This window comes from Erythrobacter sp. (assembly GCF_011765465.1).
GTDB lineage: Bacteria > Pseudomonadota > Alphaproteobacteria > Sphingomonadales > Sphingomonadaceae > Erythrobacter.
Map to the genome: position 1 here is coordinate 2,254,960 of NZ_CP050265.1, position 26,888 is coordinate 2,281,847.

Genomic DNA, 26,888 nt, shown 5'->3' on the forward strand with positions numbered 1-26,888 from the left:
GTCAGATCCCGACGAGCCCGCCGGCCCGGCTCGCAATCAGCTTGTGATATTCAAGGAACAGGCTGGCGAGGCTCGGCTGAGAGGGGACCGCGTCGCGCACCACCTCGACCCCGTCCGGCAGCGTGCGGTCGAGTTCGCTCGCGGCGCGGCGCATATGCCAGTCGGTCGTCACCAGCCGCAGCGAGGCGATGTCGTTCTCCTCGACCCAGGCGGCGATTTCCGAGGCATTGCCCTTGGTGTCGACCGCCGCGAAGCCGAGCGTGACGCAGCATTCCATGCGTTCCTCGGATACGCCGAACTCGGCGGCGAATTCGGCCGGGCGCACTTCGGGCGCGACCCCGCTCACCAGCATCCGGTCGGCCAGCCCCGCATCGAGCACGGCAAGCCCCTGCGGGATGCGGCCGGCAGCGCCGGTGGGCACGATCACCGCATCGGTCCGCACCTCGCCCGCAGGCTGCGGCAGGAACACGGCGAACCACAGGAAACCGAGCGCCCAGGCGAGCAGCAGCGTGGAGAGGACGTAGCGAATCACGGCGGCGGCGCTCAAAGCATTTTCCGCAAGGCAAAGGCAATGGTGATCCGACCGGTGAGCGCCGCCAGTGCGATGGCGGCGAGCGGGATCGCGGCGATCACCGCCCAATCCCTTGCCGTCAGGACCCCGGCCGAGACCATCCCGCTGTCGAGGCCCGCGAATTGCCGACCGAGCAGCCACACCGCTATGGCTCCGAGCGCCGTGCCGATCAGAGAGCCGAAAGCCGCGTCGCGGATCACCGCGCGCTGGAAGATGCGCGTCACCTGCCCGTCGGTCCCGCCCAGCAGGTGGACGACCTCGACCGTCTCGCGGTTATTGGCAAAAGCGCTCCGCGCGGCAAGCCACACCGCCGCCGCGGTGGCCAGGGCGACCAGCGCGATCAAGGCCAGCGCCAACCATTGCGCCGCGGCGAGCGCGTCATAGACGGGGCCCAGCCAGTCCGACTGCGCATCGACCCGCGCGCCGGACACCTCTCCTTCGAGCGCCTTCTCAAGCGCGGCTATCTCTTGCGGGTCGGCTTCGCGCACCAGTTCGACATCGATCAACGCCGGGATCGGCACTTCGCCGTTCGCCGCGGCCTCGCCCAGCCAGGGCTCGAGCAAGGCGACAAGCTCGCCGCGCGGGACCACCCGCACCGATCGCACCAGCGCCAGGCCGGTGAGGATTTCCGCCGCGCGTTCGGCCTTTGCCTCGCGCAGCGAAGCATCGGGCTCGACCACCTGCACCGTGACCATCCCCGAAAGATCGCTGCGGGCATTGCCGGCAAGATTGCCGAGCGCAAGCCCGCCCGCCGCGGCGATCACGACGAGCGCGGTCAGCAAGGCGATCACCCACGGCATTGCCCCACCGAAACGGCTGTGCGGGATCAGGCTCCCCGCGAGCCGCGCACCGACCGGCGCGGCCCGGCGCGAGGGCTTTTCGGCAAGCGGAGGGGCGCTCATCGCGGCCTGTCCCCGGTGGGCCTGCCGGCTTCGCTCCCGCCGGGTTGCGGGGGAAAGCGAAGCGCCCCGGTGGGGTCGGACAGGCGGCCCTTGTGCAGCCGCATGATGAGCGAATCCGGCACCTTCTTGAGCAAGTGGACATCGTGGGTGGCGACGATCACGGTCGTGCCGACCCGGTTGTTGAGCGCTTCGAACAGGCGCAGCAGCTTCAGGGCCATTTCGGGGTCCACATTGCCCGTCGGCTCGTCCGCGATCAGCATCCGGGGCCGCGCGATCACCGCGCGCGCGATCGCGACCCGCTGCTGTTCCCCGCCCGAAAGGCTCGGCGGGCTCGCTTCGGCGCGGTGCGCCAGCCCGACCCATTCGAGCATTTCGGACACCGCCTTGCGCACCCGCGCCTCCTCGGTCCCGGCGAGCCGCAGCGGCAGCGCGACATTGTCGAAGGCGGACAAGTGCTCGACCAGGCGGAAATTCTGGAACACGACGCCCAGCCGCCGGCGGAAATCGGGCAGGCGACCGCGCGGCAGGGTGATCATGTCCTTGCCGAACATCCGGATCGCCCCGCGCGAAGGGCGCTGGGCGAGGTAGAGGAGTTTCAAGAGGCTGGTCTTGCCCGCCCCGCTGGCCCCTGTGAGGAAATAGAAGCTGCCGGGGAACAGCGTGAAGCTCAGGTCGCTCAGCACCTCGGGATCGGTGCCGTAGCGCAGCCCGACATTATCGAATTTCACGATCTCGCCCGGCTTCTCGATCATCGCGCGGCTCTATCAGCGGCCTTTGCGGGGGGGAAGTGCAACCGCCTGCTCATACCCTATATATACCGCAACAATGTGGAAAAAAGCGCGGATATCCGGCTCCTGCGGGCACTCGCCCTTGTGCCGGCGAGGCCGCGCTCTAATGCAGTAGCGACGATGATCATATCCTGCCCCGCCTGCGCGACCCGCTATGCCGTGCCGGAAACCGCGATCGGACCGGACGGCCGGACCGTGCGCTGCGCGAAATGCAAGCACAGCTGGTTCCAGGAACCCTCGCCCGAAGCCGCCGCGCGCGCCCGCCCGCGACAGCCCGAGCGCCCGGTCCAGCCTGGCGACCGCGCCGCCACGCCCAGCGATGGGAACGCTCCCGCCGCGGACGCGACGCAGGCGCCAACCGGTCCGGGCGGGCAAGACACCGGCGCGCCGACAGGCGGTTCGCCAGAGAAGGGGGACGCCCCGGCTGCAACCGCGGCCGACGAAGGCGGGGCTGCCCCGGACGAGCCCGCCGGTGCCCGGCCCGATAGCCCAGACGAGGTGGCCCGTCCCGGCATCAGCCATTGGCGCAGCGAGGACGCGATCGACGCCGGCAAGACTTCCGGAGTGGCCGGCCAGGAGCCCGGCGAGCCCGGCTCCGGACGCGAAGACATGGACTCCGGCATCGCCGTGCGCGCTCTGCGCCGGGGGCTCGGCTCCGGCCTGGCGGAAGAGAGCGGTCGGGAAAAGGCCCGCATCAGCCGAGACGGCCCGGTCTCTCGCCCTGTGCGCGGGGGCGGGTCCGAAGAACCGGGCGAGCCGCCGGTCGGCACGCCGATCGATCCGGCCCATGATCCGCTCGCCGGGGAAGCCGGCCACGCTCCGCCAGCCGAGCCGGGTTTCGACTCCGGAGGGAGCGAGGATCACGATGGGGGCGACGATGCCGGGGGAAGCTTCGTCGAGGAGGATTACGGGGAGGACGGCGAGGCATCGCAGTTCGAATACCGTGCGCCCTTCACCGCTCGCCGCAATCCGGCGCGGATGTGGACCGCCGCAGCGGTAATTTTCGCTCTCCTCGCCGGCGGCACGGCGGTCGCGGTCAATTATTACGGCCTGCCCGAATTCGCCCCCTTCAGTCGCCCGACTTTCGGTATCGGCAAGCCCGATCTCGCGCTCGATTTCGCGCCGTCCGAACAGCGGGTCGAGACGCTCGACAGCGGAGAGCGGATCTACCGGGTGCGCGGGACGATCAGCAACGAGGGCCGCGAAAGCCGGAGCGTGCCCGACCTCCTCATCGTCTTCCGCGATTCAGACGAGAAGGTGATAAAGGATTGGGTGGTGGTCCCGGCCAAGCGCGACCTCGCCCCCGGCGAGACACTCAACGTGACCGAGGCGATCGCCGACGTGCCCGAAGCCGCGCGCTTCGCCGAAGTCGGCTGGGCTCCGGGCTGACGCAACCCGCATACGACCCACGTTTCAGCTGAATTCGATCCAGATCGTCCCCGCCGAATCGACCCGGCGCTGACTGTCCCGTTCCCGGCGGGCCGCGCGCTGCGCATCGACCTCGGCATCGATGTCGATGACAGCCGGGCGAATGACCCGCACGCTCGCGCTCGCGGCGACCGCAACCGGCCCGGTCCGTGGCGGGGCCGCTTCGTCGCCGGCGGGCAGCGCCGCCTGGGCGGTGAAAACGAAAGCGGAGGCGAGAGTGAAAGCGGTGCTCACGCGCCATGGTTGCCAAGACCTTAACGCTGAACGCAAGCGCCCCTCTGCGGTGGTCCCGGATCGGAACAGCGCAGCCCGGAACCCTTTCTCGAACGTCCCGCATAAAGGTCGCGGACGGGGCGCGAAGCAGGCGCTCAAAGTGCTTGCACCGCGCCAGCCCCCTTGCTAGGGGCGCGCTCCTACCGAGGGGAAAGCGGCTCGCCGCGCCCCTGACATGAGTGCGGTCGTGGCGGAACTGGTAGACGCGCAACGTTGAGGTCGTTGTGGGCTAACGCCCGTGGAAGTTCGAGTCTTCTCGACCGCACCAATTTCCGGAAATTCGCAGGAGCCTGCGTGGTTTCGGAACTCTCACCGGACAGGCTGGAACCCTGCTGCCGCACATCGTGCCGGGCGGCCGGTCGCATTGCAGCTGCGCGCGCGGGGAACCGGGCGGGAGCGTGACCGGCCCCTGTGCGAACGGCACCCACTGGAAGCACGAAGCGGGCGGCTCCCCATGGGAGCCGCCCGCCTCCGTCGCCTTTCGGCGCGCCTATTGCGGCGTTTCGCTGACCACTTCGCCGTCGATCACCACGCCCACGGTGTGCGAGGTGTATTCGAACGGGTCCCCATCGAACAGCGCGACATCGCCGTCCTTGCCGACCTCGAGCGAGCCGACACGGTCGCCGACCCCGACGATGCGCGCGGCATCGATCGTGATCGCGGCGAGCGCCTCGGTCCATTCAAGCCCGTTAGCCGCCGCGATGCCCGCTTCCCACAGCACCACGCGGGTCTTGGGCACATAGCCCTCGTAGCCCGACTGGTAGGCGAAGGGGATCCCCGCTTCGCGCAGCGCCGCGCCGGTGGTGAAGCTCGCGTTCTCGAGCTCGCCATATTGCCGCATCATCGGCGGGTGGAGGATGACGTTGACGCCCGCTTCCTTGATCGCGTCGGTGAGGAGGTAGGCTTCCGATGCCCCGTCGAGGACCAGGTCGATGCCGAATTCCTCTTTCAGCCGCAGCGCGCTCATGATGTCCTGCGCGCGGTGCGCGGTGACCAGCAGCGGCGTGCGGCGGGCAAGGACATCGCGCATCACCTGCGTCTCGAGGCTCGGCGGGCCGGACTTGCCTTCCCTCTTGTCGCCCTTCTCCTCGCCCTCCGCCTGCGCATCGAGCAGCGCCTTGCGGAGCAGGGCGATCTGCTTGGCGCGCGTGCCAGGCGACTTGCCGCCGTTCGCCAGCGCCCACGGCCCGAGATTGGCCGCGACCATCGCTTGCGGGCGGATAACGGCATCGTCTGCGGTCAGCCCCGTGGTCTTGGCGACCATGGTCTGCCCCGAAACGAGCGCGCCGGGACCGTGCCCGGTGTGGATCGTGGTGATCCCGAAGCCGCGCAGCCATTCGACCAGCACGCCTTGCGGATTATAGGCGTCGATCGCGCGCAGCTGTGGCTGGACCGGGGCGCTCTCGTCGAGCTGGTCCTGGTCCTGGTCCTGGTTGAGATAGCCCGCAAGGCCGACGACCGTGCGCGCATCGACGAGGCCGGGAGTGACGACCTTGGCCTCGATCACGCGGAAGCCTTCGGGGGCAGGAGTGCTGGCCGCCGGCCCGACCGCGACGATCTTTCCGTCGTCGATCACCACCACGCCGTCCTCGATCATCGGGCCGGCCATGGTGTGGACCTGCTCGCCCTTGACCACCACGTCCTGCGCCTGCGCGGAAACGGCGATGCAGAACACCGCGGCGCTCGCGAACAGCTTGCTCATCATGGTCATTGTCCGCCCTCCCCTTCGGCGATTTCCCAGTGGTGGTGCGAAGCCTCCATCGGGCTGCCCGCGCCATAGCCTCCGGTCGCCATCAGGAGGTCCTCCTCGCGGCTGCGGTCGAACAGCTTCTCGCCCTCGACCCAGGTTTCCTCGACATGGGTGTAGACCGACAGCGGATCGCCAGAGAGGACGAGGAAATCGGCGTCCTTGCCGGGTTCCAGCGAACCCACGCGGTCGTCGAGCCGCATCTGCTTCGCCCCGTTGATCGTCAGCGCCATGAGCGCGCCCTCGCGGCTCATCCCGCCGCGCACCGCCATCGCCGCCTCGCGCAGCATCATGCGCGAGTCGACGATCGGGTCGTCCGAATGGATCGACACCAGCACGCCCGCGCGTTCGAGGATGCCCGCATTGTCGAGCCTCAAATCCATCGTCTCAAGCTTGCCGCCCGGCGCATCCAGCGTGATGTTCGACACCGGAACGCCCGCTTCGGCAAGCTTGTCGGCGATCTTGTAAGTCTCGGTCCCGTGCTGGATCAGCACGTCGAAGCCGAATTCGCGCTTGAGCCGAAGCACCGTCATGATGTCGTCGGCGCGGTGGGTGTGGAAGTGGACGAGCCGTTCGCCCGAGAGCACTTCGCACAGCGCCTCCTTGGCAAGGTCGCGCTTCTTCTTCTCGCCGTCGCAATAGGCTTGCGCCTCGACGAAGGTCTGGCGCACCAGCGCGGCCGAGCGCGCGCGCGTGCCGGGAAAGCCGCCGCTCCCGCGCATCGAATTGGTGCCGTTGGCGAACTTGATCCCGCCGATCGCCTCGCCGTCCTCCATGGCGAAGGCGATGTCCTCGACCGTCTTACCCTCGCGCAGCTTCATGTAATAGGTCTGGCCGCTGACGAGGTGGCCCGACCCCGGCATGACATTGGCCGTTGTGACCCCGCCCGCGCGCGCCTTGGCGATGTTGGAGGAAAGCGGGTTGATCGAATCCATCGCCCGCACCTCGGGCTGGATCGGGCCGGAGGAATCCGCGCCAGCGACCTGGCCGATATGCGAATGGGTGTCGACGATGCCGGGCATGACGACCTTGCCGTCGAGCGAACGCCGCTCGGCATCGGCGGGGACCGTGACTTCGGCGCCGACCGCGACGATCTTCCCGTTCTCGATCACCAGCGTGCCGTCTTCGATCGTCTCACCTGCCATGGTGAGGATCGTCGCATCGGTAAAGGCTATCGCGCGTTCCTGCGCCTGTGCGGGGCTCCCCGCGAGCGAGGCGGCGGCCAGCGCGCTCCCCGCAAGGGCCGTCATGGCCCGCAATCCGGACTTCGCTTTCATCTGAAGCGTCCCTCCCTGTTCGTCTTGTCGGCGCGACCCTAGGCTCCGCTGGCGCATCCGCAAGCGAAAAGACGCGCGGGAAAGCGATGGAAGATCAAAGGATTTACTGTATCATCGCGCCCATGGAGGAACCGCGCGCCCCGACCGAACCCGAAGCCCCGAGCGAGGACGGGCACCTCGAACGCGCCGAGCGCGCCTTTCGCTGGGTCGAGCGCGCGCTGCTGGTCGTGACCATGGTGATGACGCTGATCGCCGCCGGGGCCGAGGTGTGGTCGGTCTATGCCGACCGCCGGATCGAGCTTGCCGACCTGCTGCTGATGTTCCTCTACACCGAGGTGATCGGGATGATCGCGGTGTTCTACACCGGCAAGGGCGCCTTCTTCGTCTTCCCGATCTTCATCGCGATCACCGCCATCGCCCGGCTGATCGTGCTGCAGGGCAAGGACATGGCGCCCGAAAACGTCGTGTTCGATGCGGGCGCGATCCTGCTGCTGGCGGTCGCGGCGCTGGTGATCGGGCGCTTTCGCGACAAATAGCGCCGCGGCTCAGGTCAGGCGGGCGAAATTGGCGACACCGGGGGCGGGCGTGCGCCGCGCTTCCGGCTCTTGGCCTACGCCCGCATCCGCCCCGCCGGCAATCGCGCCGAGCGCCCGGGCGAGCCGCGCAATCGGTTCGCTCGCAAGGCTGTAATAGACGAGCTTGGCCTCCTTGCGCGTTTCGACGAGACCCGCCTTCCTCAGCACGCCGAGCTGCTGCGAAAGCGCCGGCTGGCCGATGTCGGCGGCGCGGTCGATTTCGCCGACGCTGAGTTCGCCCTCGCCCAGCACTTCGAGGATGCGGAAGCGCAAGGGGTGGGCGATCGCCTTCAATTCCTCGATCGGCGGTTCGTCGCTCATGGCGCATCCCTCTCGCTTTCGAGGAACCATGCCACCGGATCCTTCGCCGCATAGACCGCGTCGAGATCGTGGCTCGGCGCGCCGAGCAGTTTCTCGCCCGGCTGCCAGTTGGCCGGAGCAAGGCCGCCTTCGCGGTCGATCGCTTGCAGCGCTTCCAATGTGCGCAGCATTTCCGGTGTCGAGCGCCCGACATTCGCGGGATAGCAGGTCATCGCCCGGATCGTGCCGGTCGGATCGATGAAGTAGGTCGTCCTCACCGCCGCGCTGTCATTGTCCTGCGGGGCGACCATGCCGAAGGCGCTGCCGATCACCAGCGTCGGATCCTCGACGATGGGAAAGCGCACCTCCACCCCGAATCGGTCGCGAATCAGGCGCAGCCAGGCGAAATGGGCGAACAGGCTGTCGACCGACAGCGCCATGAGCGCGCAGTCGAGCGCCTCGAACCGGTCGGCATGGCGGGCGAGCTCGATGAACTCGGTGGTGCAGACCGGCGTGAAATCGGCCGGGTGCGAGAACAGGATCAGCCAGCGCCCGCGAAAGGCGGACAAGCGCACGGGGCCGATCGTGGAGCGGGCCTCGAAATCGGGTGCCGTGTCGCCGATGCGCAGGCCGCCGGGGCGGGGAGGGTTTTCGTTTACGTGGTCCATTTCCCACTCTCATAGCATTTGACAGCCTGAACGCAATACATATACACAATTTATGTAACTTTATAGGAGAGTGTCATGGGCAATACCGACTCCGCGCTCGAAGCGGCCAGCACCCAGATCGAAGCCGCGCTCGCCGAAAAGGCGAAGCGCCCGACGATCGCGGGCTTCTTCGACGAGGCCACCTTCACCATCACCTACGTGGTTCACGACCCCGCCACCAACGAGGCGGCGATCATCGATTCGGTGCTCGATTACGAAGCCGCCTCGGGACGCACATCCTACGGCTCGGCGGATCGCGTGATCGAGTACGTCACTTCGAATAATCTGAAAGTGACTTGGCTGATCGAGACCCACGCCCATGCCGACCACATCTCGGCCGCGCCCTACCTGCAGGAAAAGCTCGGCGGGAAGCTCGCGATCGGCAAGGAGATCATCCGCGTGCAGGACGTCTTCGGCAAGCTGTTCAACGCCGGGACCGATTTCGAGCGCGACGGGTCGCAGTTCGACCACCTCTTCGCCGACGGCGAGACGTTCAAGGTCGGCACGCTCGACGGCATCGCGCTGCACGTGCCCGGCCACACGCCCGCCGACATGGCCTTCATCATCGGCGATGCGGCCTTCGTCGGCGACACGATCTTCATGCCCGATTTCGGCACGGCCCGCGCCGACTTCCCCGGCGGCGACGCGCGCCAGCTGTTCAAGTCGATCCGGCGGCTGCTGTCGCTTCCCGACGACACCCGCCTGTTCCTGTGCCACGACTACAAGGCGCCGGGCCGCGACGAATATGCCTGGGAAACCACGGTCGGCCAGCAGCGGCGCGAGAACATCCACGTCAAGGACGGCGTGAGCGAGGAGGAATTCGTCGAAATGCGCACAACGCGCGACGCGACGCTCGCCATGCCGAACCTCATCATGCCTTCGGTCCAGGTCAATATCCGCGGCGGGCGTCTGCCCGAACCGGAGGATAACGGCGTGAGCTACATCAAGATTCCGGTGAACGCGGTATGAGCTTGCCGGGATTTCCTGACGCGGCCCCGCTCGCCGGGCTGGCCGGAGGCGTGCTGATCGGCCTCGCGGCGGCGATCATGCTGCTGGGTGCGGGCCGCATCGCGGGCGTATCCGGCATCGCCGCACGCGCCGCCGGGCTCGGCGGGAGCGGGATGGAGCGTTCGTCCGCATGGGCCTTCGTCATCGGCCTGCCAGTGGGCGCGCTCGTCATCGGTCTTGCCCTCGGCGGGATCGAAGCGAGCTTCGCCTCGCCGCTCGTCCTCGCCATCGCGGGGCTGGTCGTCGGGGTCGGGACCAAGCTCGGCAGCGGCTGCACCAGCGGGCACGGCGTGTGCGGGATGAGCCGCTTTTCCGCGCGCTCGATCGTCGCGACGCTGACTTTCATGGCGACCGGCTTCGCCACGGTCGCCGCCATGAACGCCCTCGGCCTCATGGTGCTGCAATGAACGCGCGCGGGATCGTCGCGCTCCTTTCGGGAGCGGTGTTCGGCGCGGGGTTGGCATTGGGCGGCATGACCGACCCGGCGCGGGTGCGCGGCTTCCTCGACCTGTTCGGGGATTGGGACCCGACGCTCGCCTTCGTCATGGGCGGGGCGGTGCTCGTGATGGTGGTCGTGTGGCGCATCCAGCCGCGCCTCGCCCATCCGTTCTTCGCCGAAGGGTTCGCGATTCCCACGCGCAAGGACCTCGACGCGCGCCTGATCGGCGGGGCGGCGCTGTTCGGCGTGGGCTGGGGGATTGCCGGCCTGTGCCCCGGCCCAGGCATCGCCGCGCTGGTGATCGAGCCGGTCGGCGCGGCGGTCTTCGTCGTCGCCATGCTCGCGGGCATGGGGCTCGTGCATCTCACCGAGAGGAAAGCCTGATGGATATTCGAGACATCTCCCCCGGTTTCGCCGTCTCCCCCCAGATCGCGCCCGCCGACATGAAGACGCTCGCGGACAGGGGCTATGTCGCCGTCGTCTGCAACCGTCCCGACGGCGAGGAACCGGGCCAGCCCCCGCTCGACGAGCTGCGCGCCGCCGCGACCGAGGCGGGCCTTGCATTCCATCACATTCCGGTTTCGGGCGGAGCCTTCCCCGATGCCGCCGTCGCCGCTTTCGGCGCGGTGCGGCGCGGCACGCAAGGGCCATTGCTCGCCTACTGCCGCACCGGAACGCGCTCGATCACGCTGGAGACGCTCGCCAATCCGGCCGGCCTTTCCGCCGAGGAACGGCTCGAACGGGCGAAGGCCGCGGGATACGACCTCAGCGCCCTCGCCCCGCGGCTCGGCGGCTGAACACAAGAGCACAAGGGAGAGGAAACATGGCCGGCACGCACAAGCAAACGGTCGTCGTCATCGGCGGCGGCGCGGCGGGGATCGCGACCGCGGCCTCGCTGCTCGCGCGGCGCAAGGGGCTCGACATCGCTATCGTCGAACCGTCCGACACCCATGCCTACCAGCCCGGCTGGACCATGGTCGGCGGCGGCGTGTTCGAACCAGAGGTGACGGTGCGCCCGATGGAAAGCGTCATGCCCAGGGGCGTGACGTGGCTGAAACAGGCCGCCGCCACCTTCCAGCCCGAGGACAACCAGGTGACGCTCGCCGACGGGTCCAGCGTCACCTATGACGTGCTGGTGGTCGCGCCCGGCATCCGGCTCGCCTGGGAAAAGATCGAAGGGCTCGAAGAGACGCTGGGCAAGAACGGCGTTACCTCGAACTACCGCTACGACCTTGCGCCCTATACCTGGGAACTGGTGCAGAAAATGCGGGGTGGCCGCGCGTTGTTCACCCAGCCGCCCATGCCGATCAAATGCGCGGGCGCACCGCAGAAGGCGATGTATCTTTCCTGCGACCATTGGCGGCGGCGCGGCGTGCTCGATGACATCGAAGTCGAGTTCTGCAACGCGGGCGGCGTGCTGTTCGGGGTCGCGGACTATGTCCCGGCGCTGATGGAATATGTCGAGAAATACGGCATCGCGCTGCAGCTTTCGAACAATCTCGTCGCGGTCGACGGGCCTGCGCAAAAGGCGACCTTCCAGACCGAACAGGGCGAGGTCACGCGTGATTTCGACATGATGCACGTCGTGCCCCCGCAGGTCGCGCCAGGGTTCCTCGCCGACAGCCCGCTGGCGGCCGAATCGGGCTTCACCGATGTCGACCAGCACACGCTCCAGCACGTGCGCTATCCCAATGTCTTCGGGCTCGGCGATGCGGGCGGGATGCCCAATGCCAAGACGGCGGCGGCCGCGCGCAAGCAGGCGCCGGTGGTCGCGGTCAACTTGCTCCAGCAACTCGCCGGCAAGGGGCCGCGCGCGGGCTATGACGGCTATGGCTCCTGCCCGCTGACGGTCGAGCGCGGCCGAATCGTGCTTGCCGAATTCGGCTATGGTGGGAAGCTGATGCCGAGCTTTCCCGAATGGCTCGTCGACGGGACCAAGCCGCAGCGCCTTTCGTGGATGCTGAAGGCCGATTTCCTGCCTTGGCTTTACTGGAACGGGATGCTCAAGGGGCGCGAATGGCTCGCCGGGCCGGGCGGCCTGATCGCAACGTGACGGGAACGGGCAGCCCATGCTGAAACGCTATCTCCCCATCCTCGAATGGGGCCGCAACTATGACCGCGAGGTGCTGACAAGCGACCTCGTCGCGGCGGTGATCGTCACGATCATGCTGATCCCGCAGAGCCTCGCCTATGCGCTGCTCGCCGGGTTGCCGCCGGTGGTCGGCCTTTACGCCTCGATCCTGCCGCTGGTGTTCTACGCGATTTTCGGGACCAGCCGCACGCTTGCGGTCGGCCCGGTCGCGGTGGTTTCGCTGATGACCGCCTCGGCCGCCGGAGCGGTGGCGCAGCAGGGCACGGCGGAATATCTCGAAGCGGCGATCACGCTCGCGTTCCTGTCGGGCATCATGCTTGCCGTGCTCGGCCTGCTGCGCGCGGGGTTCCTCGCGAACCTGTTGTCGCACCCGGTCATCAGCGGCTTCATCACGGCGAGCGGCATCCTCATCGCAACGAGCCAGCTCAGGCACATCCTCGGCGTGAGCGGGGGCGGGGACAACTGGCCCGAAATGCTCGGCAGCATCGGCGCATCGCTGGGCGAGACGAACGCCTATACGCTCGCCATCGGCGTCCCCGCGCTCGCCTTCCTGTTCTGGGTCCGCAAGGGGGCCAAGCCCGCGCTGATGCGGCTGGGCCTCTCCGCCAAGCCCGCCGACATGGTCGCCAAGGCGGGGCCGGTGGTGGCCGTGGCGCTGACCATCGTGGCGGTGATCGTCTTCGACCTCGGCGAGAAGGGCGTCGCGATCACCGGGGAGATCCCGCAGGGCCTGCCCCCCTTCGCCCTGCCGAGCGCCGACTTGTCGCTGATCGAGGCGCTGTGGGTTCCGGCGCTGCTCATTTCGATCATCGGCTTCGTCGAAAGCGTCTCGGTCGCGCAGACTCTCGCGGCCAAGCGCCGCCAGCGCATTGCGCCCGACCAGGAACTGATCGGGCTGGGCGCCTCGAACATCGCGAGCGCGCTGTCGGGCGGCTACCCGGTGACGGGCGGCTTCGCGCGTTCGGTCGTCAATTTCGATGCGGGCGCGCAGACCCCGGCGGCGGGAGCCTTCACCGCGGTCGGCATCGCGCTCGCCTCGCTGTTCCTCACACCGCTGCTCTTCAGCCTGCCCATCGCTACGCTCGCCGCGACGATCATCGTTGCGGTCCTGAGCCTCGTCGATTTGAAGACGCCGGGGCAGCTGTGGCGCTATTCCAAGGCCGATTTCGCAGCCCACGTCGCGACCATCGGCATCACGCTCATCGCAGGGGTGGAGATGGGCGTGATCGCGGGCGTGGGCGTCGGGCTCCTGCTCTATCTCTGGCGCGCCAGCCGGCCCCATGCCGCGATCGTCGGGCGCGTTCCCGAAACCGAGCATTTCCGCAATGTCGAGCGGCACGAGGTGTTCACCGTCCCCCACGTCCTTTCGATCCGGATCGATGAAAGCCTGACCTATTTGAACGCCCGCTGGCTCGAGGAATATGTTCTGGAACGCGTCGCGGAAAAGCCCGAGTTGCGCCACGTCATCCTGATGTGTTCGGCGGTGAACGCGATCGACGCATCGGGGCTCGAAAGCCTCGAGGCGATCAATCACCGGCTCGGCGATGCCGGGGTGGGCCTGCATCTGTCCGAGGTGAAAGGCCCGGTGATGGACCGGCTCAAGCGCTCGCATTTCCTCGAGGAACTCAATGGCGAGGTGTTCCTGTCGCAATCGCGCGCCTTCGAAAAGCTGGCCGCCGACAATGGCGAGCCGCCCGAGCGGCACGATCACTACATGGCGCGCGGGCTGATCTAGGCGCGGCTGCGGGCCAGCGCGGCGAGCAGGGCGAAGGAGGCGAGCCAGTGTTCGCCCATGTAATCGCCGGTGACGTGGGGAATCGCGGCGTCGTAATGCGCCTCGGCGCGGGCGTGCAGCAAGGGCGCGTCCGGGTGCTGCGGGAGCCTCGCGGCGATCTCCCACAGGCACCATGCGCGGCTGAGGTTCAATCCGTCGAGATGCGCGATCTTGCCGTCGCTGCGGTCCGACACCGTGACCGGGCGGCATTCGCGCTCCACCCATCCGTTCGCCAGCACCAGCCCCTCGACCCACGGCTCGAAGGCGCTCGCGGGCATCACCCGGCTCATCAGCAGCGCGGCGGTGAGGACTGGGGAGAGGAACTCATCGCCCCCCGGCTCCCACCCGGCATAGCCCTGCCTCTGGCCGAAAGCGGCCATCGCCCATTCGTCCCCGGTCGCGAGCAGCAGCGGGTCGCGGCTCTCCGCCCAGTCGCGCGCCAAGGTGAGCGCGAAGGCGGTGTTGAAATGCGTGCCGACCGTGATCGGGTAGGTGAGGACGCGCAGGTATTGCACGAACCGCTCCGCCAGCGCCCGCGCCAATGGTTCGAGCCGCACGGCCCATGTCGCATCCCCGTGCCGCCCGGACTCGCCATGGAGCGCGAGCAGCCAGCCCCAGCCATAGGGCCGCTCGAACCCGCGCGATTCAGCCCGCTCGAAATAGGCGAGTTCGGCAGCGAGCTTGTCCGGCGTGAAGGTGGCCTCGGCAAGCGCTGCGATCTCCGCCGCCTCGGGCATGGCGGGGTGCATCCGCCGGAGCGTCAGCAGCGTCCACCAGCCATGGACGCAGGAATGCCAGTCATAGCTGCCGAAAAAGGCCGGGTGCAGCGCGCGCGGGGTCTTCGCATCGGCATCGCTCCCCAGCACGTGGCCGGGCGAATTGGGATATTCGCGCGCCACGTGGCCGAGAGCCGCCCGCGCGAAGCGCCGCGCCACATCTTCGCTCAGCGCCATAGCAGGAAGCCTCCGACATAGATGATGACGACGTTGACGACCCACAGCGGGATCGCGGTGCCGACCTGCTGGCGGATCACGCCGTACTGGTCGCGCAGCTCCAGCAGCACGGCGGGCACGATGTTGAAATTCGCCGCCATGGGCGTGAGCAGCGTGCCGCAGAAGCCCGCCAGCATCCCGACCGCGCCGATCACCGCCGGGTTGCCGCCGTATGTCTCGACCAGCAGCGGGATGCCGATGGCTGCGGCCATGACCGGGAAGGCGGCGAAGGCATTGCCCATGATGATCGTGAAGAGCGCCATGCCGAGGCAGAAGACGATGACGGTGACAAGCACGCTGCCCTCGGGAATGACCATGCCCGACAATTCCCCGATCGCATCGCCCACGCCTGCGAGTGCGAAGACCGCGCCCAATGCGGCGAGCATCTGCGGCAGGATCGCGGCCCAGCCGATCGAATCGATCAGGCGGCGGCCTTCCTCGACCGGAGCGAGCGCGGGCGGGCGCAGCCATGCGATCGCCGCGCCGAGCGCGAGCAGCACGCCGACCGCGAACAGAAGCAGCGTTTCGCGCCGCTCCTCGATCAGGCCGGTTTCGCCGAGCGGGGTGTAGTTGTAGGCGAGCGTTCCCGCGACCGCCGTCACCGGCACGATCAGCGCGGGCAGGAAGAGGCGGTTGCCGAAGCGTTCGGACAGCACCTGCCGCTCCGCCTCGTTGGTGGTCGCGGGATCGCTCCGCCCGATCAGCCCCGCCCCGGCGATGGCGACCATCGCCAGCACCAGCACGCCGTTGGCGAAATCGGACAGGTGGCTGCCGAAGAAGAAACTCGCCGCCAGCAGCCCCCAGAAGGCGGCATTGCCCAGCCGTTTCGGATTGGCCCGGTCGGCGAGGCTGAGAAGCGACCACGCCGCGAAGAACGCCCCCGCGAGGACGTAGAGCCATTCATAGGTGATCATGCCCCGCCCCTCCCGATCCGCCGGTCGAGCCACAGGATGCGCGCGCCGTGGATGAGGAAGGCGAAAATCGCCGTCGGGATCGCCCAGACCGACAATTGCAGGGGGGTGAGCGGGTAGCCGTAGCTTTCGAACACGCCCTGGATCAGCAGAATCGAGGCGATGGCGAAGAAGATGTCCTCGCCGAAGAACAGCCCGACATTGTCGGTCGCCGCGGCCATGCCCTTGACCGCCTCGGCATCGTCTTCGGCGAGCTCGCCATGGGTCTTGCGCGCCGCCGCCTCGGCCATGGGCGCGACCAGCGGGCGGACGGTCTGGGGGTGGCCGCCGATGTCCTTCATGCCGATCGCGGCGGTGACCTGGCGAAAGCCGAGATAGAGCACCAGCAGCCGGCCCATGGTGGCCCCGCGCACCCCTTCGATCAGCGCGCGGGCGCGTTGTTGCAAGCCATAGCGTTCGAGCAGGCCGATCACCGGCAGGATGATCCACGTGACCGAGATGTAGCGATTGTCGTTGAACGCGCGCCCCAGCGCCTCGATCACCGCGACGAGATCGAGCCCTCCGAGCAGCCCCGTGACAATCGCGGCGAAAGCCACGACGAACAGCGGGTTGAAGCGAAGGGCGAAGCCGGCGACGACGAGCGCGATGCCGACCAGCGGCCAGTAGTTCATTTCGCGCCTGCTCCCCAGCCGCCCCCGCCGGGGGTGAGGATCACGAAGGTGTCGCCCGGCTCTACCTCGACCGATCCGGTCGCGCCCAGATCGACCCGGCTGCCGTCCTTGCGCTCGACCCAGTTCGCGCCCGGCGCGGCATCGCCCCCGCCCGCGATCCCGCGCGGCGGCACCTTGCGGCGGTTGGCGAGGATGTTGGCGCGCATGGCCTCGAGGAAGGTCACGCGCCGCTCGACCCCCTCGCCGCCCTTGTGCAGCCCCTTCCCGCCCGAGCCGGAGCGCACCGCGAACTTCTCGAGCCGGACCGGCAGGCGCGTCTCCAGCACCTCGGGATCGGTCAGGCGGCTGTTCGTCATGTGGGTCTGCACCGCGTCGGTCCCGTCATGGTCGCAGCCCGCACCCGAACCGCCCGCGATGGTTTCGTAATACTGGTGTTCGTCATTGCCGAAAGTGAAATTGTTCATCGTCCCCTGCGAGGGTGCGAGGCGGCCCGTGGCGGCGAACAGCGCGTCGGTCACCACCTGGCTCGTCTCGACATTGCCCGCGACCACCGCCGCGCCGGGGCGGGGGTTGAGCATCGAGCCTTCGGGCACGACCAGCTCGACCGGGCGAAGGCAGCCGTCGTTCATCGGGATCGCGTCGTCGATCAGCGTCCTCAGGACATAGAGCGCGGCCGCGCGCGTGATCGAGCGCGGGGCGTTGAAATTGCCCTCGTGCTGCGGGCTGGTGCCGGTGAAATCGAACACGGCCGAGCGCGCCTCGCGGTCGATGCGGATCGCGACCTTCACGGTGAGGCCGTTGTCCATGGCGTAGGCGAAGCTGCCGTCCTCGAGCCCCCCGAGCAGGCGCCGCACGCTTTCGGCGGCGTTGTCGATCACGTGGCCCATATAGGCCGCGACCACCTCCGCCCCCTGCTCGCTTGCCGCGCCGCGCAGGAGTTCCGCCCCGCGGGTGCAGGCGGCAAGCTGGGCGCGCAGGTCGGAGATGTTGCGCGAGGGATTGCGCGCCGGATGAGCGGCATCGGCGAGCTTCTCGCGCATTTCGGCCTCGCGGAAGCGGCCCTCGTCGACAAGCAGGAAATTGTCGATCAGCACGCCCTCGTCCGCGATGGTCCGGCTTTCGGGCGGCATCGAGCCGGGCGCGATCCCGCCGATGTCGGCATGGTGGCCCCTTGCCGCCACGAAAGCGTCCGGCTCGACGCTGGTTTCGTTGTAGAACACCGGCACGATCACCGTGATGTCGGGAAGGTGGGTGCCGCCGCGGAAGGGATCGTTGAGGACATAGGCATCGCCCCGCCGGAAACCGCGCCCGTCGCGCTTTTCCCCGCGCGCCTCGATCACCCGCGCGATGGAGTCGCCCATGCTGCCGAGATGCACCGGGATATGCGGCGCATTGGCGATCAGCGCGCCCGAGGCATCGAACAGCGCGCAGGAAAAGTCGAGCCGCTCCTTGATGTTCACGCTCGTCGCGGTCGAGCGCAGGACGACGCCCATCTCCTCGGCGATCGCCATGAACAGGTTGTTGAAAATTTCCAGCCGCACCGGATCGACCGCCGTGCCGATCGCGCGCTCGCGTTCGAGCGGCTCGGCGCGGGTAAGGACGAGGCTGCCTTCTTCCGCGAGCGCCGCCCGCCAGCCCGGCTCGATTACCGTGGTCGAACCGGGGTCGATCACCAGCGCGGGCCCGGCGACCGCCTCCTTCTCGCCCATCGCCGCGCGCTCGACCGTGCGCCATTCGCCCGAAGCCTCGCCCGCCACCGCGACCGGTTCGGCGGTGGCGGAGCCGAGCCCGCCGCTGGTTCCGCTCGCCTCGACGCTCAGCGCATCGAGGATGATCGCGGCGCTTTCGTCCGAATAGCCGTAGAGCTTCGCGTGGAGCGCGCGGAATTCGGCATCCATGGAGTGCGGCTCGCCCAGCGGCACGGTCAGCTTGCTGTCACTCCCGGCGAAGCGCAGGCGGGCGCGGCGTTCGAGGTGGATCGCGTCTCCCGCGATTTCCTGCGCCAGCAGCGCCCCGCGCGCCTCTTCGACCAGTTCGCCGAGCGGGCCGGAAATGTCCGCGCCCAGCTCCTCGCCGACGCTGACCTCGCGGATCGCCTTTACCGGGGCAAGGCCGATACCATAGGCCGACAGGATGCCTGCAAGCGGGTGGACCAGCACCGTCTCTATCCCGAGCCGGTCTGCGACCCGCGCGGCGTGCTGCCCGCCCGCCCCGCCGAAACAGGCGAGCGCGTAGGTCGTCACGTCATGCCCGCGCGCGACCGAGATCTTGCGGATCGCGTTCGCCATGTTGTCGACCGCGATGTCGAGAAAGCCCTCGGCGATGTCCTCGAGGCTCTTGGGTTCGGGCAGGCGCGCGGCGACTTCCTCCAGCCGCGCCCGTGCCGCGTCCGCATCGAGCGGCTCGTCGCCTCCGGGACCGAAGACGCGCGGGAAGAAGGCCGGGTCGAGCCTCCCGAGGAACAGGTTGCAATCGGTGACCGTCAGCGGCCCGCCTTTGCGGTAGCACGCCGGGCCGGGATCCGCGCCCGCGCTTTCCGGCCCGACACGAAAGCGCGACCCGTCGAAGGAGCAGATCGACCCGCCGCCTGCCGCGACCGTGTGGATCTGCATCATCGGCGCGGCGACCCGGACGCCCGCGACCACGTTGTCGCCGGTCAGTTCGTATTCGCCCGCGTAATGCGCGACGTCGGTGCTGGTCCCGCCCATGTCGAAGCCGATCAGCTTGCCGTATCCGAGCGGCTCGCTCGCCGCGACCATGCCGACCACCCCGCCCGCGGGGCCCGAAAGGATCGCATCCTTGCCGCGGAACGCGCCGACCTCGGCAAGCCCCCCGTTCGACTGCATGAACTGCAAGCGTCCCGCCTCGGGCAATTCGGCCTGCAGGGCGTCGGTGTAGCGCTTGAGGACCGGAGAGAGATAGGCATCGACCACGCTGGTATCCCCGCGCGCGACGATGCCGATCAGCGGGGCGACCTCGTGGCTCGCGCTGACCTGCGCGAAGCCGATCTCGCGCGCGATTGCGGCGAGCCGCCTTTCATGCTCGCGGAAATGCCAGCCATGCATCAGCACGATCGCCACCGCATCGCAGCCTTGCGCGCGCAGGGCCGTAAGGGCCGCGCGCGCCCCCTCCTCATCGAGGTCGCGCAGCACCTCGCCGCTCGCGCTCACGCGCTCGTCGACCTCGATTACCCAGCGCGGGAGCTGTTCGGGCAGGACGATGTGGCGCGCGAAGATTTCGGGCCGCGCCTGCGTGCCGATCCGCAGCACGTCGGCGAAGCCGCGCGTCGTCACCAGCGCGCAGGGTTCGCCCTTGCGCTCGAGCAGGGCGTTGGTCGCGACCGTCGTGCCGATGCGAAGCTCCGCCACCGGGCCGTCCCCGTGCTCGGCCATCAACCGCCGGATCGCCTCGCTCGCCGCGTCGGCGTAATGGCCGGGATTCTCGGAGAGGAGCTTGTCCGTCACCAGCCGCCCGTCCGGCGTGACCGCGACGACATCGGTGAACGTCCCGCCCCGGTCGATCGCGAAGCGCCAGGCGGGGGAAGGCGGGCTCGGCTCCGTGTCCTGCATCGCGTCCGCTAAACGGGATGCGCGGCGCTAATGCAAGCCTACCCGGCCCACGGCCCCGTGATCGCGAGCGTCGCTGCGGGCGAATAGGCGTTGACGAACAGCGTCCGGCCATCGGGCGAGAAGCACGCGCCCGCCAGCTCGGTCTGGGTCCGCAGCCGTGCGAAATCATAGGGCCGCCCCGCGGGCGTGATGCCGCGAAGGTGGTTGTCGACCACGTCGGTATACTGGTCCTCGCAAACGATCAGGTGGCCGCTGGGGGCGACGCACAGGTTGTCGCCGTAATTGAACTGGTCCTTGCTCTGGCTCTCGAAGAACAGCTCGAACCGGTCGGGTGCGCGCCCGCGTCCGGGGATCAGGCGGAAGACCTGGCCGAGTCCCTTCGCCCCGCCGCTGGTCGCGCAGGCGAACATCTCGCCCTCGCCCATGTGCAGCCCCTCGCCCCGCGCGATCAGCGCCGCGCCCTTCGCCGCCGCGCGGCTGCGCAGGTCGTCCTTCGGAGCCTCTACGTTATCGAGGTCGATCCACGACACCGCATAGCTGCGCCCCACCGGCATCACCGCGCCCTTCCAGTTGCGCGTATCGGCCAGCCCGTCGAGCGCCATCGCCTGCAGCCGCCCGCCCTTGGCAAGGTCGCCCGGCGCGTTCGGCACGAAGCGGTAGAGCACCGAATCGTCGCGGTCCTCAGTCATGTAGATGTAGCCGGTCGCCGGATCGACGCAGGCCGCTTCGTGGTTGAACCGTCCCATCGCGGTCAGCGGGACGGGGTCGACGAGGCCGCTCGCCGCGGCGGGCACTTCGAATACCCAGCCGTGATTGCGCGCGAGCCCGTCGCCATAGCGCTGGCCCGGCCCGGTCGGCGCTTCCTCGCAGGTCAGCCACGTGCCCCACGGCGTCACGCCGCCCGCGCAATTGCGGATCGTGCCGCCGAGCGAGCGGAACTGCCGCTTCACCGTCAACGTCGCCGCGTCGAGCACGATCGTCGTCGTCCCGCCGGGCACGAATTCGCCGCCCCGCGTGCCGAAGCCCTTGGCGATGGGGCCGCCCGCGTCGTCGGTGGGGACGAGTTCATGGTTGCGCACCAGCGCGATCTCGCCGTTGCCGAGGTCGAAACAGCCCATCCCGTCAGCCTTGTCGGGAACGGTTCCGCCGTCGTCCATCGCATCGCCTAGGCGCGAGACGACGCGGTAGGTAAAGCCTTCGGGCAGATCGAGAAGGCCCTGCGGATCGGGCCGCAGCGGGCCGTATCCGGCGAAGCCGTCGCTTGCGGCCCCGCTTGCGCCGGGCGCTCCGTCCATTCCGCGCGTGCGGACCACGCAGCCGCTCAGAGCCAGCGCGGCGAAAGCGGAGCCGGTCGCGGCGAGGAAACGGCGGCGGTCGGAGCGGTATTCGGACATTGCGGGACAACTCGTCATTGGGAGCGATTACCCGCGCCCTTAGCACCGTCTCATGGCATTGGGATGAACAAATCGCGCCTAGTCCGTCACGCGGCAGAAACGCCCGCGAAAGAAGCCGAGCGGCGCTGCCGTGTCCGAGCTTTCGGGCGCATCCATCGCGGTGACTTCGCCGAGGATCATGGTGTGATCGCCTGCCGGATGGGTCGCCCAGCGACGGCATTCGATCCGACCGAGCGCGCCCTTCACCACCGGCAGGCCGCTTTCGCTCAGGTCGAAATCGGAAGCGATCAGCCCGCTCGACGCGCGCGCGGCATAGCGCCGGGCGACCGCCTGCTGGCTTTCGGCGAGGATCGAGATGGCGAAGCGTTCGGCCTCCAGCCAGCCGGCGAACTGGCTCGAGGAATTCTGCAGGCTCCAGCACACCAGCATCGGATCGAGCGAGACCGAGACGAAGGAATTGACCGTCATCCCCATGATGCCGCCTTGCGCCGTGGGCGCGGAAACGACACACACGCCGGTCGTGAACAGGCCCATCAGCCTGCGGAATTCGGCGGTCATGGCCGGGTCTTCCGGGGCGGCTTGCGGCAAGGAGAGTCTCCGGAAAGGGGACGGGATGGACGGGATCGGGCGGCTCGGCTTTCCCGATAGTGCTTCGGCGCGCCAAATCAACGCCCGAAGCGCGCTCGCGTGCCGTGGCGGGGTTGTGCCCATGCCAAAAGCGGGAGGTTGACCGGCATCGCGCGTGCGGGGATGAGGCGCGCAAGGCCGCACCCTGCTAGGCCGCCGAACCGGGATCACACGCTTCATGCCGACACGCACCGCCCCCGCCGCTCGCCATCTCGAAGTCGCGGGCACGCGTCTGGCTTATTTCGACTGGCGCGGTGAGCCGGGAAACACCGCGCTGCCGATCGTCTTCGCCCATGCGACGGGCTTTCATGCGCGGGTGTGGGACGCGGTGATCGAGCATTTCCCGGCGCATCGCTGCATCGCGCTCGACCTGCGCGGGCACGGGCGCTCCGAAGGCGGGCCGATCGACGACTGGCGCGTGGTGGCCGACGACGTGAAGGCGGTGCTGTCCGCCCTCGGCATCCGCCGCGCGGTCGGCGTCGGCCATTCGATGGGCGCGCACGTCCTCGCCCAATGCGCCGCCGACGAGCCGGACCTGTTCGCGCGCCTCGTCCTGTTCGATCCGGTCATCTGCGCGCCCGAATTCTACGCCCCCGACACGGCGCTCTACACCGGCGATGCGCCCCACCCCGCGATTCGCCGCAAGCGCGACTTCGCCTCGCCCGAGGCGATGATGGAGCGCTTCCGCGCGCGCGATCCCTACTGCCTGTTCGACCCCCGCGTGTTCGAGGATTACTGCCGCCACGGCCTCCTGCCGAAGGACGGCGGCGACGGCTGTGAACTCGCCTGCCCGCCCGAGGTCGAGGCGAGCGTCTATGCCTCCTCGCGCTCCAATTCGGGCATTCTCGAGGCGGCAAAGAGGATCGAGACGCCGACGCTGGTGGTGCGCGCGAAGCAGACCGAATTCACCGATTTCAAGAGCTCGCCGACCTGGCCCGGCCTTGCCGCGACCATGCCGAAGGGAGAAGACCTCCACCGCCCGGACCGGACCCATTTCCACCCCTTCGAAGACCCCGCCGACGCCGCGCGCATCATTGCCGGGTTCATCGGCTGAGTTCAGCCAGCTTTCGCCGCTTCGAGCAGGTCGGCGAAATCGCCCCGCGCCTCTGCGATCTCGCGCGCTTGCGGGCGCGCCATGTTGCGCCGGATGACGCTCGCGAGCCCGCCGTAGAACTGCACCAGCGCGCCCGACAGCGGATTGGCCGGATCGACCGACCGCGCGAGCCACAGCGCGATGCCGTGCGCGCGGGCGAGCGCCTCGCGCGGGGCGGCGCGCGGGTTGCGCTCCAGCGCGAGCAGCGCCTGGCCGAGCGCGGCGACCACTTCCTCGAGGCAGATGCGCGTGATCTCGCTCCCGCGGGCGGCTTCGATCCGCGCGTCGACTTCGACCCGGCGATAGGCGGCGGCGGGATTGCGGGAAAGCAGCGCGGTCATCTCAATTGTCCGGTTGCTGGAATTGCTGGCGCAGGAAGGCGAGCGTCGATTGCGACGCGGCGATGCGCGTTTCCGAACGCACGAAGCTGCGGGTCAGCCGCTCGCGCAGCGCGGATTGTTGTTCGTCGATCCGGGCAAGGCGTTCTTCGTTCCTTTCCACCAGCCGCTCGAAGCGCACCAGCGACCCTCCGAGCGAGCCGGGGTCGGAGCGCAACGAGTTCTCGCGGGCGAGCTTGTCCATCGTCCCGAACACGCCGAACAGGCCGGTCGTGAACATCGCCGCCGCGCCTTCCGGGCTCGCCTCGAGCGTGGCGCTCAGCCGCTCGGTGTCGAGGCGGAAAGTCCCGTCGCGATTGATCGAGAGGCCGAGGTCGGACAGCGTGCGCGGCTCGCCCTCGGCTGCATTGGGCATGACGACGCGGCTGGTGAGCCCCTGCAGGTCGCGGCGCAATTCGCGCGCGCCCGCATCGCTGCCGAGCGTGCCGCCGTCGATGGAGGCGTTGTCGGCGAGAAGCTCAACAATGTCGTTCAGCGCGGCGGTGAAATCGGTCATCACCGAGGTGATCGCGCCCGGATCGTTGGCGAAGGAAATCGTCGTCGGCGCACCGCTATTGGTCGCGGTCAGGTCGAGCACCATCCCGCCGGGCAGGCCCGTCACCCGGTTCGACGAGCTGGAGCGCGCCACCGTGTCGAGCTCGAACAGCGCATCGCGCGCCGTGGCGCGCAGCTCGCCCGCATCGCTCGCCGGGGACCACGCGAGATATTCGAGGTCGCCTTCGACCGAGGCGGGCGGGACCGCCGCGCTCGCCGGTTCGAGCACGAAGCCGCTGGCCGCGCCCTCCTCGCCCTTGATGACGAGCTGCGCGCCGCCCGTCCCGGTCGCGACATAGGCCGACAGCCGCCCGCCGCTCGACCCCGTGATTCGGGCCGCGACATCGGCGAGCGTGTCGTCCGCGCCGACCGCGATGTCGAGCGCGGCGTTGTCCGTGTCCTCGGTGAAGGTCGCCCCGTCGACCGTGCCGAACCGGATCGTCAGCGTGCCTTCGCCGACCAGCGCGTCGGCCGAGGCATATTCGCGCGACACCAACGTCTGCGCGGCGGCGAGCTGGGTCACTTCGAGCGAGAAACTGCCCGAAGGCGTCACGCCCGGCGTGGTCGAGACGCGCGCGACGCTGGAATCGCCGATGCTCGCGCGCGGGGCGAGGTCGCCGTTGCGGATGCGGTCGCCCAGCGCGCTGGCGAGGTCGGTGACAGCGGAGCGGATCAGCGCGGCGGCGGAAATGCGCGCTTCGAGGTCTTCCGCCTGCCGCTGGAGCCGGTCGCGCTGGAAGGCATAGGTCGCGTCGGCGAGGTCGTCGGCAAGCTGGATGAAATTGACCCCGCTGCCGCCGCCGAGAGCCGAAAGGATGGATGCGCCGGGATTGTCCATGCCCGCAAGAACGGTCCGCGGCGCGCGATCTTAAGCCCTCCCGCGGGCGAGCGGATCGGGGTTCCCCTCCGCATCGAAGAGCATATCCTCGGGCACCTCGATGACCGGCAGGCGCGGGGCCTCGCCGCGCCTCAGCGACATGACGAAGGCGACCAGCGAAGCGATCGCGACATAAAGCTCCTCGCGCACCATCTGGCGGGTGCGCGTGGTGAAATAGACAGCGCGGGCGAGCGCGGGATATTCGAGCACGGGGATGCCGTCCTCGGCAGCGATTTCGCGCATGGCGAGCGCGGTCTCTCCGCGCCCCTTCGCCAGCACCACCGGGGCGGGCGCGAGCGCCGGGTCATAGGTCAGCGCGACCGCGAAATGCATCGGGTTGACGATCACGAACTGCGCTTCCTTCATCGCCTTGCCGATGCTGCCGCGCGCGAGGTCGCGCTGGCGCTGGCGGCGGGCGGCCTTCATCTCGGGCGAGCCTTCGGCCTGCTTGGTCTCGTCGCGCAGTTCCTGGTGGCTCATGCGCAGGCGGCGATTGCGCTGCCAGACCTGCAGGGGATAATCGACCGCGGCGATCACCAGCAGCCCGGCGACGAGCGCGGCGACCAGCCCCGCTGCAGCGCCTTTCGCAAGCCCGAGCTGCGCCGACAGGTTGCCGCGCCCGAGCGCGAGCACGTCGGTGAGGTTGCCGGAAATCCAGAACCACGCGATCGAGCCCAGCAGGGCGAGTTTCAGCAGGCTCTTGCCGAGCTCGATCAGCCCCTGCGGCCCGAGGATGCGCTTGAACCCGCTTACCGGGTTGAGCCGGGCCCCCTTGAACGCAAGCGCGCCCGGGTTGAACCCGCCCTGCCCGCTGACGACCTGCACCGCGATCGTGATCAGGATCGTCCCCGCCCCGATCATCAGGATCGGCGGCAGCATGGTGCGCGCGGCGAGCCCGCCGAGAACCTCGGGCCGGAACGCCTCGAGCGCGCCCCGGTCGAAGCGCAGCGCGGTGATCGCGACCCGCGCCAGCCCCTCGATCAGCAGCGGCGCGGTCAGCGCCAGCACGCCAGCGCCCGTCGCCATGCCGACCGCCGTGGTCAGCTCGCGCGAGCGCAGGACGTCGCCGTTCTTCGCCGCGTCCTGCTTCTTCTTCTCGGTCGGTTCGAGTGTCTTTTCGCCCGCGCTCTCGCTCATGCGGCGACGCTCCCCTGCGCGAGCGCCGAAACCTGCTGCAGCGCGACTTCGAGAAGCGCGGCGAATTGTTCGACCACGATCGGCATGACGACGATCAGCGCGGCCACGCCCGCGAGCACGCCCGAAGGCAGGCCCAGCGCGAACAGGTTGAGCGCGGGGGCCGAGCGGGAAATGATCCCGGTGACGATCTGCACCAGCAGCAGCACGAAAATCACCGGCAGCGCGATGGCCGCCGCGGTGGCGAAGGCATAGCCCATGAACAGCGCGACATCGCGCGCGCCCAGGCCGTCCAGGCCCGACGCCCCGGCGGGCAGCAGGCGGTAGCTTTCGACCAGCATCTCGAACCACAAGAGGTGTCCGCCGATGGCGTAGAACAGCAGCGTCAGGATGAGCCCGAAATAGGTGCCGAGCGCGCCCGATTGCGCCCCGCTCGACGGGTCGATCGAGGTGGCAATGGCGAGGCCCATCGTGCCCGCGATCTGCTCGGCGGCGATCAGCGGAATGGCGAAGGCGATCTGCAGCACGAAGCCGAGCGCCGCACCGATGGCGGCTTCCTGCACCACGGCGAGGATCGCGGCGAAACTGGTCATCGCAGGCAATTCGGCAAGCGGAACCCAGCTCGACACGAACACCGCAAGCGCCACGCCGAGCAGGGCGCGCAAGGTGGGCGGCACGGCGAGCCCGCCCACGACCGGCGCGGCGATCAGCGCGGCGGCGCAGCGCACCGACAGGAACAGCACCTGCCAGAGCTGCTCCTCGAGCGCGCCGAAGCCGAAATCGAGGACGTTCATCGCACTCGGCCCG

At 68.9% G+C, this 26,888-nt stretch carries 26 protein-coding genes, 1 tRNA gene and 1 pseudogene; 10 read left to right on the forward strand and 18 right to left on the reverse strand.

Features of this window, described 5'->3' with window-relative positions; genetic code table 11:
• Window position 1: 1 nt before the first annotated feature.
• Genes G9473_RS10770 through ftsE form a run of 3 tightly spaced genes read right to left on the reverse strand, consistent with a single transcriptional unit; the run spans window position 2 to window position 2,225 of the window.
• The gene (locus G9473_RS10770; protein ID WP_291133236.1) at window positions 2–532 is read right to left on the reverse strand and encodes a YdcF family protein; all 531 of its coding nucleotides are present in this window, start codon (window positions 530–532) and stop codon (window positions 2–4) included.
• A gap of 11 nt (window positions 533–543) precedes the next feature.
• Window positions 544–1,473 (reverse strand): cell division protein, encoded by a 930-nt coding sequence (locus tag G9473_RS10775; protein ID WP_291133238.1) that lies wholly within the window; start codon window positions 1,471–1,473, stop codon window positions 544–546.
• Complete coding sequence (gene ftsE, locus G9473_RS10780) at window positions 1,470–2,225, reverse strand: cell division ATP-binding protein FtsE (protein ID WP_291133240.1); 756 nt, start codon at window positions 2,223–2,225, stop codon at window positions 1,470–1,472. The genes G9473_RS10775 and ftsE overlap by 4 nt, the downstream gene beginning before the upstream one ends.
• 156 nt (window positions 2,226–2,381) lie before the next feature.
• On the opposite strand from ftsE, the pseudogene G9473_RS10785 reads away from it, so the two are divergent.
• Window positions 2,382–2,498: pseudogene (locus tag G9473_RS10785) on the forward strand (MJ0042-type zinc finger domain-containing protein); the annotation flags it as partial.
• Between the two features lie 1,176 nt (window positions 2,499–3,674).
• On the opposite strand, the gene G9473_RS10790 reads toward G9473_RS10785, so the two are convergent.
• Complete coding sequence (locus tag G9473_RS10790) at window positions 3,675–3,923, reverse strand: hypothetical protein (protein WP_291133242.1); 249 nt, start codon at window positions 3,921–3,923, stop codon at window positions 3,675–3,677.
• A gap of 220 nt (window positions 3,924–4,143) precedes the next feature.
• Here G9473_RS10790 and G9473_RS10795 point away from each other — a divergent pair.
• Window positions 4,144–4,230 (forward strand) — tRNA-Leu (locus G9473_RS10795).
• Between the two features lie 222 nt (window positions 4,231–4,452).
• Here G9473_RS10795 and G9473_RS10800 read toward each other — a convergent pair.
• Together G9473_RS10800 and G9473_RS10805 are read right to left on the reverse strand one after the other, a co-directional pair.
• Window positions 4,453–5,673 (reverse strand): amidohydrolase family protein, encoded by a 1,221-nt coding sequence (locus tag G9473_RS10800; RefSeq protein WP_291133244.1) that lies wholly within the window; start codon window positions 5,671–5,673, stop codon window positions 4,453–4,455.
• Window positions 5,670–6,986 carry an amidohydrolase family protein gene (locus G9473_RS10805; RefSeq protein WP_291133246.1) on the reverse strand — a complete coding sequence of 439 codons (1,317 nt, stop codon included), beginning with the start codon at window positions 6,984–6,986 and terminating at the stop codon, window positions 5,670–5,672. The genes G9473_RS10800 and G9473_RS10805 overlap by 4 nt, the downstream gene beginning before the upstream one ends.
• Before the next feature lie 86 nt (window positions 6,987–7,072).
• On the opposite strand from G9473_RS10805, the gene G9473_RS10810 reads away from it, so the two are divergent.
• Entirely contained in the window at window positions 7,073–7,522 is a 450-nt protein-coding gene (locus G9473_RS10810; protein ID WP_291133248.1) for a phosphate-starvation-inducible PsiE family protein, read from the forward strand.
• Window positions 7,523–7,531: 9 nt separating this feature from the next.
• Here the strand turns inward: G9473_RS10810 and G9473_RS10815 are convergent, their stop codons facing one another.
• Together G9473_RS10815 and G9473_RS10820 are read right to left on the reverse strand one after the other, a co-directional pair.
• Complete coding sequence (locus tag G9473_RS10815; protein WP_291133249.1) at window positions 7,532–7,882, reverse strand: helix-turn-helix transcriptional regulator; 351 nt, start codon at window positions 7,880–7,882, stop codon at window positions 7,532–7,534.
• Window positions 7,879–8,529, reverse strand: a complete 651-nt coding sequence (locus G9473_RS10820) for a peroxiredoxin (RefSeq protein ID WP_291133252.1) — start codon at window positions 8,527–8,529, stop codon at window positions 7,879–7,881. The genes G9473_RS10815 and G9473_RS10820 overlap by 4 nt, the downstream gene beginning before the upstream one ends.
• A gap of 75 nt (window positions 8,530–8,604) precedes the next feature.
• On the opposite strand from G9473_RS10820, the gene G9473_RS10825 reads away from it, so the two are divergent.
• The 6 genes from G9473_RS10825 to G9473_RS10850 are packed head-to-tail and all read left to right on the forward strand — an operon-like array spanning window position 8,605 to window position 13,842.
• Window positions 8,605–9,537 carry an MBL fold metallo-hydrolase gene (locus G9473_RS10825; RefSeq protein ID WP_291133254.1) on the forward strand — a complete coding sequence of 311 codons (933 nt, stop codon included), beginning with the start codon at window positions 8,605–8,607 and terminating at the stop codon, window positions 9,535–9,537.
• Window positions 9,534–9,983 (forward strand): YeeE/YedE family protein, encoded by a 450-nt coding sequence (locus tag G9473_RS10830; protein ID WP_291133256.1) that lies wholly within the window; start codon window positions 9,534–9,536, stop codon window positions 9,981–9,983. Before G9473_RS10825 ends, G9473_RS10830 begins: the two co-directional genes overlap by 4 nt.
• Window positions 9,980–10,399, forward strand: coding sequence for a DUF6691 family protein (locus G9473_RS10835; protein ID WP_291133258.1), 420 nt, complete (start codon window positions 9,980–9,982; stop codon window positions 10,397–10,399). Before G9473_RS10830 ends, G9473_RS10835 begins: the two co-directional genes overlap by 4 nt.
• Entirely contained in the window at window positions 10,399–10,812 is a 414-nt protein-coding gene (locus G9473_RS10840) for a TIGR01244 family sulfur transferase (RefSeq protein WP_291133260.1), read from the forward strand. Before G9473_RS10835 ends, G9473_RS10840 begins: the two co-directional genes overlap by 1 nt.
• A gap of 26 nt (window positions 10,813–10,838) precedes the next feature.
• Window positions 10,839–12,068, forward strand: coding sequence for an FAD/NAD(P)-binding oxidoreductase (locus tag G9473_RS10845; RefSeq protein WP_291133262.1), 1,230 nt, complete (start codon window positions 10,839–10,841; stop codon window positions 12,066–12,068).
• A gap of 16 nt (window positions 12,069–12,084) precedes the next feature.
• The gene (locus G9473_RS10850) at window positions 12,085–13,842 is read left to right on the forward strand and encodes a SulP family inorganic anion transporter (protein ID WP_291133264.1); all 1,758 of its coding nucleotides are present in this window, start codon (window positions 12,085–12,087) and stop codon (window positions 13,840–13,842) included.
• On the opposite strand, the gene G9473_RS10855 is transcribed toward G9473_RS10850, so the two are convergent.
• The 6 genes from G9473_RS10855 to G9473_RS10880 form a co-directional block, all read right to left on the reverse strand.
• Window positions 13,839–14,834: a DUF2891 domain-containing protein gene (locus G9473_RS10855; RefSeq protein ID WP_291133266.1), complete on the reverse strand. Its 996-nt coding sequence runs from the start codon at window positions 14,832–14,834 to the stop codon at window positions 13,839–13,841. The genes G9473_RS10850 and G9473_RS10855 overlap by 4 nt on opposite strands.
• The gene (locus G9473_RS10860) at window positions 14,825–15,787 is read right to left on the reverse strand and encodes a DUF979 domain-containing protein (protein WP_291133268.1); all 963 of its coding nucleotides are present in this window, start codon (window positions 15,785–15,787) and stop codon (window positions 14,825–14,827) included. The genes G9473_RS10855 and G9473_RS10860 overlap by 10 nt, the downstream gene beginning before the upstream one ends.
• Window positions 15,784–16,455: a DUF969 domain-containing protein gene (locus G9473_RS10865; RefSeq protein WP_291133270.1), complete on the reverse strand. Its 672-nt coding sequence runs from the start codon at window positions 16,453–16,455 to the stop codon at window positions 15,784–15,786. Before G9473_RS10865 ends, G9473_RS10860 begins: the two co-directional genes overlap by 4 nt.
• Window positions 16,452–20,024 (reverse strand): hydantoinase B/oxoprolinase family protein, encoded by a 3,573-nt coding sequence (locus tag G9473_RS10870; RefSeq protein ID WP_291133272.1) that lies wholly within the window; start codon window positions 20,022–20,024, stop codon window positions 16,452–16,454. The genes G9473_RS10865 and G9473_RS10870 overlap by 4 nt, the downstream gene beginning before the upstream one ends.
• A gap of 38 nt (window positions 20,025–20,062) precedes the next feature.
• Window positions 20,063–21,418 (reverse strand): alkaline phosphatase PhoX, encoded by a 1,356-nt coding sequence (locus tag G9473_RS10875; RefSeq protein WP_291133275.1) that lies wholly within the window; start codon window positions 21,416–21,418, stop codon window positions 20,063–20,065.
• A gap of 78 nt (window positions 21,419–21,496) precedes the next feature.
• Window positions 21,497–21,976, reverse strand: a complete 480-nt coding sequence (locus G9473_RS10880) for a flavin reductase family protein (RefSeq protein ID WP_291133276.1) — start codon at window positions 21,974–21,976, stop codon at window positions 21,497–21,499.
• A gap of 247 nt (window positions 21,977–22,223) precedes the next feature.
• Between G9473_RS10880 and G9473_RS10885 the strand changes: the two genes are divergently transcribed.
• The gene (locus G9473_RS10885; RefSeq protein ID WP_291133278.1) at window positions 22,224–23,099 is read left to right on the forward strand and encodes an alpha/beta hydrolase; all 876 of its coding nucleotides are present in this window, start codon (window positions 22,224–22,226) and stop codon (window positions 23,097–23,099) included.
• 2 nt (window positions 23,100–23,101) lie between these two features.
• Here the strand turns inward: G9473_RS10885 and G9473_RS10890 are convergent, their stop codons facing one another.
• The 4 genes from G9473_RS10890 to G9473_RS10905 are packed head-to-tail and all read right to left on the reverse strand — an operon-like array spanning window position 23,102 to window position 26,875.
• Window positions 23,102–23,479 carry a hypothetical protein gene (locus G9473_RS10890; protein WP_291133279.1) on the reverse strand — a complete coding sequence of 126 codons (378 nt, stop codon included), beginning with the start codon at window positions 23,477–23,479 and terminating at the stop codon, window positions 23,102–23,104.
• A 1-nt stretch (window position 23,480) separates the two neighbouring features.
• The gene (fliD, locus tag G9473_RS10895) at window positions 23,481–24,908 is read right to left on the reverse strand and encodes a flagellar filament capping protein FliD (RefSeq protein WP_291133281.1); all 1,428 of its coding nucleotides are present in this window, start codon (window positions 24,906–24,908) and stop codon (window positions 23,481–23,483) included.
• Window positions 24,909–24,938: 30 nt separating this feature from the next.
• Entirely contained in the window at window positions 24,939–26,084 is a 1,146-nt protein-coding gene (locus G9473_RS10900) for an EscU/YscU/HrcU family type III secretion system export apparatus switch protein (RefSeq protein ID WP_291133283.1), read from the reverse strand.
• Window positions 26,081–26,875 carry a flagellar biosynthetic protein FliR gene (locus G9473_RS10905; RefSeq protein WP_291133285.1) on the reverse strand — a complete coding sequence of 265 codons (795 nt, stop codon included), beginning with the start codon at window positions 26,873–26,875 and terminating at the stop codon, window positions 26,081–26,083. Before G9473_RS10905 ends, G9473_RS10900 begins: the two co-directional genes overlap by 4 nt.
• Window positions 26,876–26,888: the final 13 nt, after the last annotated feature.

Bases quoted from the DNA above. Each gene is read 5' to 3' on its own strand.
- G9473_RS10775 (WP_291133238.1), bottom strand. From the start codon at position 1,473: ATGAGCGCCCCTCCGCTTGCCGAAAAGCCCTCGCGCCGGGCCGCGCCG.
- ftsE (WP_291133240.1), bottom strand. From the start codon at position 2,225: ATGATCGAGAAGCCGGGCGAGATCGTGAAATTCGATAATGTCGGGCTG.
- G9473_RS10800 (WP_291133244.1), bottom strand. From the start codon at position 5,673: ATGACCATGATGAGCAAGCTGTTCGCGAGCGCCGCGGTGTTCTGCATC.
- G9473_RS10805 (WP_291133246.1), bottom strand. From the start codon at position 6,986: ATGAAAGCGAAGTCCGGATTGCGGGCCATGACGGCCCTTGCGGGGAGC.
- G9473_RS10810 (WP_291133248.1), top strand. From the start codon at position 7,073: ATGGAAGATCAAAGGATTTACTGTATCATCGCGCCCATGGAGGAACCG.
- G9473_RS10815 (WP_291133249.1), bottom strand. From the start codon at position 7,882: ATGAGCGACGAACCGCCGATCGAGGAATTGAAGGCGATCGCCCACCCC.
- G9473_RS10820 (WP_291133252.1), bottom strand. From the start codon at position 8,529: ATGGACCACGTAAACGAAAACCCTCCCCGCCCCGGCGGCCTGCGCATC.
- G9473_RS10825 (WP_291133254.1), top strand. From the start codon at position 8,605: ATGGGCAATACCGACTCCGCGCTCGAAGCGGCCAGCACCCAGATCGAA.
- G9473_RS10830 (WP_291133256.1), top strand. From the start codon at position 9,534: ATGAGCTTGCCGGGATTTCCTGACGCGGCCCCGCTCGCCGGGCTGGCC.
- G9473_RS10835 (WP_291133258.1), top strand. From the start codon at position 9,980: ATGAACGCGCGCGGGATCGTCGCGCTCCTTTCGGGAGCGGTGTTCGGC.
- G9473_RS10840 (WP_291133260.1), top strand. From the start codon at position 10,399: ATGGATATTCGAGACATCTCCCCCGGTTTCGCCGTCTCCCCCCAGATC.
- G9473_RS10845 (WP_291133262.1), top strand. From the start codon at position 10,839: ATGGCCGGCACGCACAAGCAAACGGTCGTCGTCATCGGCGGCGGCGCG.
- G9473_RS10850 (WP_291133264.1), top strand. From the start codon at position 12,085: ATGCTGAAACGCTATCTCCCCATCCTCGAATGGGGCCGCAACTATGAC.
- G9473_RS10855 (WP_291133266.1), bottom strand. From the start codon at position 14,834: ATGGCGCTGAGCGAAGATGTGGCGCGGCGCTTCGCGCGGGCGGCTCTC.
- G9473_RS10860 (WP_291133268.1), bottom strand. From the start codon at position 15,787: ATGATCACCTATGAATGGCTCTACGTCCTCGCGGGGGCGTTCTTCGCG.
- G9473_RS10865 (WP_291133270.1), bottom strand. From the start codon at position 16,455: ATGAACTACTGGCCGCTGGTCGGCATCGCGCTCGTCGTCGCCGGCTTC.
- G9473_RS10870 (WP_291133272.1), bottom strand. From the start codon at position 20,024: ATGCAGGACACGGAGCCGAGCCCGCCTTCCCCCGCCTGGCGCTTCGCG.
- G9473_RS10875 (WP_291133275.1), bottom strand. From the start codon at position 21,418: ATGTCCGAATACCGCTCCGACCGCCGCCGTTTCCTCGCCGCGACCGGC.
- G9473_RS10880 (WP_291133276.1), bottom strand. From the start codon at position 21,976: ATGACCGCCGAATTCCGCAGGCTGATGGGCCTGTTCACGACCGGCGTG.
- G9473_RS10885 (WP_291133278.1), top strand. From the start codon at position 22,224: ATGCCGACACGCACCGCCCCCGCCGCTCGCCATCTCGAAGTCGCGGGC.
- G9473_RS10890 (WP_291133279.1), bottom strand. From the start codon at position 23,479: ATGACCGCGCTGCTTTCCCGCAATCCCGCCGCCGCCTATCGCCGGGTC.
- fliD (WP_291133281.1), bottom strand. From the start codon at position 24,908: ATGGACAATCCCGGCGCATCCATCCTTTCGGCTCTCGGCGGCGGCAGC.
- G9473_RS10900 (WP_291133283.1), bottom strand. From the start codon at position 26,084: ATGAGCGAGAGCGCGGGCGAAAAGACACTCGAACCGACCGAGAAGAAG.
- G9473_RS10905 (WP_291133285.1), bottom strand. From the start codon at position 26,875: ATGAACGTCCTCGATTTCGGCTTCGGCGCGCTCGAGGAGCAGCTCTGG.